Origin of the sequence: Methylobacterium crusticola, assembly GCF_003574465.1 — a bacterium.
Lineage (GTDB): Bacteria > Pseudomonadota > Alphaproteobacteria > Rhizobiales > Beijerinckiaceae > Methylobacterium > Methylobacterium crusticola.
The window spans coordinates 1-4,729 of the sequence record NZ_KZ984670.1; the positions used below are offsets into that span (position 1 = coordinate 1).

3 protein-coding genes and 2 pseudogenes are annotated in these 4,729 nt (G+C 73.2%); all 5 read right to left on the bottom strand.

The genetic code is table 11. The features are described from left to right. Positions 1–75 precede the first annotated feature (75 nt). Positions 76–399, bottom strand: a pseudogene (gene sucC, locus DT057_RS36595) (succinate--CoA ligase subunit beta); the annotation flags it as partial. Between the two features lies 1 nt (position 400). Continuing rightward, positions 401–1,273, bottom strand: a pseudogene (gene sucC, locus DT057_RS05625) (ADP-forming succinate--CoA ligase subunit beta); the annotation flags it as partial. Between the two features lie 120 nt (positions 1,274–1,393). Beyond that, positions 1,394–2,356: a malate dehydrogenase gene (gene mdh, locus DT057_RS05630; RefSeq protein ID WP_128561120.1), complete on the bottom strand. Its 963-nt coding sequence runs from the start codon at positions 2,354–2,356 to the stop codon at positions 1,394–1,396. A 248-nt stretch (positions 2,357–2,604) separates the two neighbouring features. After that, the gene (locus DT057_RS05635; RefSeq protein ID WP_128561121.1) at positions 2,605–3,345 is read right to left on the bottom strand and encodes a TetR/AcrR family transcriptional regulator; all 741 of its coding nucleotides are present in this window, start codon (positions 3,343–3,345) and stop codon (positions 2,605–2,607) included. Positions 3,346–3,483: 138 nt separating this feature from the next. Then, positions 3,484–4,725 carry an NAD(P)/FAD-dependent oxidoreductase gene (locus DT057_RS05640; RefSeq protein ID WP_128561122.1) on the bottom strand — a complete coding sequence of 414 codons (1,242 nt, stop codon included), beginning with the start codon at positions 4,723–4,725 and terminating at the stop codon, positions 3,484–3,486. Between the last annotated feature and the right edge of the window lie 4 nt (positions 4,726–4,729).

Consider the following 4,729-nt stretch of genomic DNA (forward strand, 5'->3'; position numbering starts at 1 on the left):
GGCGCCCGGGACGCCGGGCCCGCTCGGCGCCGGCGGGCGCCCGCGCCGCGGCCCGCCGCGGCCGGCCCGTCGGCCTCAGCCCTTGCGCACCGCCGCGACGATCTTCTGGGCCGCGTCGTCGAGGTCGTCGGCCGGGATCACGTTGAGGCCCGAGCCCCGGATGATCTCCTTGCCCTTCTCGACGTTCGTGCCCTCGAGGCGGACCACCAGGGGCACCTGGAGGCCCACCGCCTTGACGGCCGCGATCACCCCGTTGGCGATCACGTCGCACTTCATGATGCCGCCGAAGATGTTGACCAGGATGCCCTTCACGTTCGGGTCGGCCGTGATGATCTTGAAGGCCGCCGTGACCTTCTCCTCCGAGGCGCCGCCGCCGACGTCGAGGAAGTTCGCCGGCTCNCTCGCCGTAGAGCTTGATGATGTCGAGCGTCGCCATCGCCAGCCCGGCCCCGTTCACCATGCAGCCGATGGTGCCCTCGAGCGCGATGTAGGCGAGGTCGTACTTCGAGGCCTCGATCTCCTTCTCGTCCTCCTCGGTGGTGTCGCGCAGCTGCACGATCTCCGGCTGGCGGTAGAGGCTGTTGGAGTCGAACGAGATCTTGGCGTCCAGGCACTTCAGGTGCCCGTCCTTGGTGACGATGAGCGGGTTGATCTCCAGCATGCTCATGTCCTTGGCGGTGAACGCCCGGTAGAGCTTGGTGGTGACGTCCTCGGCCTCCTTGGCGAGGGAGCCGGTGAGGCCGAGCGCCTTGGCGACGGCCCGGCCGTGATGGGGCATCACGCCCGTGGCCGGGTCGACCGAGAAGGTCACGATCTTCTCCGGCGTGTCGTGCGCGACCGCCTCGATGTCCATGCCGCCCTCGGTCGAGACCACGTAGGCGACCTGCCCGGTCTCGCGGTCGACCAGCATCGAGAGGTAGAACTCGGTCTCGATGTCCGAGCCGTCCTCGACGTAGAGGCGGTTGACCTGCTTGCCGGCCTCGCCGGTCTGGATCGTCACCAGGGTGTTGCCGAGCATCTGCTCGGCGAAGGCCTTGACCTCGTCGACCGACTTGGCGAGGCGCACGCCGCCCTTCTCGCCGGCGGCGGCCTCCTTGAACTTGCCCTTGCCGCGCCCGCCGGCGTGGATCTGGGACTTCACCACCCAGAGCGGCCCGCCGAGCTCGCGCGCGGCGGCCTCGGCCTCGGCGGCCTTGAAGATCGGCTTGCCCTTCGAGACCGGCAGGCCGAACTCCTTCAGCACGGCCTTGGCTTGGTATTCGTGGATGTTCATCGGCGTATCCCTGTGGGGCGAATGACGGTCTTCGGAGCGGATGGCAGCGGCGGCCGGCTGGGCGGCGCGGGCCTCGCGCCCGCCCCGGCCCCCCCGGGTCCGCGCGGGCGCCGGCGCCGCTTAGGCCAGCGCCGCGTTGATGCCCTTGCAGGCCTCGACCAGGCCCTTCACGGAGGAGACGGACTTCTCGAACATCGCCTTCTCGTCGGCGGTGAACTCCACCTCGACGATGCGCTCGACGCCGCTCTCGCCGATCACGATCGGCACGCCGATGAACAGGCCGTCGACCCCGTACTGGCCCGTCAGGTAGGCCGCGCAGGGCAGCACGCGCTTCTTGTCCCTCAGGTAGCTCTCCGCCATGGCGATGGCCGAGGCCGCGGGCGCGTAGAAGGCCGAGCCGGTCTTGAGCAGGTTGACGATCTCGCCGCCGCCCTTGCGGGTGCGCTCGACCATGGCGTCGAGCTTCTCCTGGGTGGTCCAGCCCAGCTTGACGAGGTCGGGCAGCGGCACGCCGGCCACCGTCGAGTAGCGCACGAGCGGCACCATGTCGTCGCCGTGGCCGCCGAGCACGAAGGCGGTCACGTCCTCGACCGAGACGCTGAACGCCTCGGCCAGGAAGTGGCGGAAGCGGGCCGAGTCGAGCACGCCGGCCATGCCGACGATCTTCCTCGGGTCGAGGCCGGAGAACTTCTGGAGCGCCCACACCATCGCGTCGAGCGGGTTGGTGATGCAGATCACGAAGGCGTCCGGGGCGTGGGTCCTGATGCCGGTGCCCACCGCCTCCATCACCTTCAGGTTGATGCCGATCAGGTCGTCGCGGCTCATGCCGGGCTTGCGCGGCACGCCGGCCGTCACGATCACCACGTCCGCGCCCGCGATCGCGCTGTAGTCGCTGGCACCGCTGTACTTCGCGTCGAAGCCGTCCACCGGGGCAGACTCGGCGATGTCGAGGCCCTTGCCCTGAGGCACGCCGTCGGCGATGTCGAACAGGACCACGTCGCCGAGTTCCTTCAGGCCGGCCAGGTGCGCGAGCGTGCCGCCGATCTGTCCAGCGCCGATCAGCGCGATCTTCTTGCGTGCCATGTGAGAACCGATCCTTCGCGGTGTGGTGGAACCGTCGGGGCCGGGTCCGCTCGCGAGGAGCCCGCGCCGGCGGAGGCCTGTTTGGCGAAAAAACCCGGGCGCGACAACCCGAACGCCCTGCGGGATGCAGGGATCGGACCAGGCCGGGCCGGGCAGGCTCGGCCGGAAGCCGCGATTCGGCGTGGCGCATCAAGGCTTTGCCGTGGCGCTGCGCGGCGTGTTACAATTTTTGGCGAATGTTATTTGCCCTACAGCGTCCCGGTGCGCAGCACCCGCAGCACGGCCCGGATCACCGCGCCGAGCCGGGTCTCGATGAGGTCGCGGGGCACCTCCGCGTCGAGCTGGATCGAGGCCGGGTGGACGAAGCGGTGGCTGGCGTCGAAGATGAAGGCGATCGCCCGCTCCCGGTCGCGCAGCGAGAACGTGCCGGCGCTGAGCCCCTCCTCGATCACCCGGTCGACGAGCTGGCGCAGGCGCCCCCGGTGCCGGCGGGCGATGGGCCGGGATTCCACGGTGGCGTCGCGGTGGACCGCGAACAGGTGCGGGTCGGCGGCCAGGACCTCGCGCTGCGTCGCCGCGAGGGCGAGGATCAGGCGCTCCAGCTTGTCGTCGGCGGGATCCGGCGCGTCCGCGATGGCGCCGAGCTCGGTCTCGACCTCCCGGAGCCAGCGCCCCGCCACGGCGTCGACGAGGGCGGTCTTCGAGGGGAAGTAGCGGTAGACGTTGGCGTGGGTCATGCCGGCCTCGGCGGCCACCCCCACCACCGTGACCTGCCGGTGGCCGAGGCGGCGCAGGTGCTCGGCCGCGATGGCGAGGAGGCGCACGTCCGCGGAGGGCGGCACCGCCCGGGCCCGGGCCGCGGCCCGGACGAGGAGCTGGCCGTCCGGCGACAGGCGCCCGGCGCCCCGGGCCGGGCGCGCGGCCGCGCCCTCCCGGTCCGGGGCCCGGGGCTCGTCGGGGTGGGGGACGCCAACTCGGCTGCGGGGCATGGGGGGCGGACGGCTTCGCGCGCGGGGTGCGGGGCGGGGAACCCCGGGCACCCGGAGGTTACCGGGGTTGGCCCGGGGGGTGAAGGCCCGGCGCCGGCCCCGGCGGGTCGGGTTCCCTCGCCCGGGCCCGCCCGCGCCTCACCCGAACACCGCCCCGGTGATCGTGCGGTACCAGTCCTCCGCGTAGGTCGCCTCCTCCTGGCGCACCCGCGCGGGCGCGTCGAGGGGGCTCGTGCCGCCGGCGCCCTCGACGTCGGCGAGCACGCCGTTCGCCGGGTGGTACACGCCCGCCACCGAGATGCCGTAGCCCGGGGCGACGAGGCTGTAGCAGGTGTTGATCAGCTTCGGGGGCGTGGGCGGCCGGTCCGCCAGGAGCGCCGCGACCGCGTCGGCGCAGGCCTTGGCCTGCGCGTTCGCCGCGAAGGCGGATTTCGGCATCGCCCCGGCGATCGCGGCGTCGCCCACGACGTGGATGCCCGGCACCAGCCGCGACTCGAAGGTGACGGGATCGATCGGGCACCAGCCGGTCCGGTCCGCGACGCCGGCGGCGGCGGCGATCGGGGCGGCGCGCTGGGGCGGGATGATGCAGGCGACCGCCGCCTTGTAGGCGGCGAAGTCGGTCGCGACCGTGAGGGTCGCGGGGTCGACCGACGTCACCTGGCCGCCGCCGGCGAGCGGCACGTACTCGAGGTGGTCGGGGTAGAGCGCCTTCCAGGCGGCCTCGAACAGGCGCTGCTTGGAGAACGTGTCCTTGGCGTCGAGCACGATCAGCTTCGAGCGCGGCTTGCGCGTCTTCAGGACGTGCGCGATCAGGCTGGCGCGCTCGTAGGGGCCGGGCGGGCAGCGGTAGGGGTTGCCCGGCACCGACAGGACGACCGTGCCGCCGTCCGGCATGGCGGCGAGCTGGGCCGCGAGGCGCTCGGTCTGGGCGCCGGCCTTCCAGGCATGCGGCATGGCCTCCGCCGCCGCCTCGTCGTAGCGCGGCAGGGCGTCGAAGCGCAGGGCGATGCCGGGCGAGAGGACGAGGCGGTCGTAGTCCAGGCTGCCGCCGTCGGCGAGGCGGAGCCGGCGGGCGCCGCCGTCGACCGCGACCGCCGCCGTCCGGGCGAGGGCGATGCCGGCGCGCCGCACGCCCTCGTAGCCGAAGACCTGCGCGCTCATCGGGCGCAGGCCCGCGATCACCTCGTTGCTGAACGGGCAGGCGACGTAGGTCTCGGCCGGCTCGACGAGCGTCACCGCGAGGCCGGCCCCGTGCAGCGCCCGCGCGGCGGTGACGCCCCCGAAGCCGCCGCCCACCACGACGACCCGCGCGCCCTGGGCCCGGGCCGGGCGGACGGGCGCGCCGGCCGCGAGGCCGCCGAGCGCGGCGAGGCCCGACAGGACG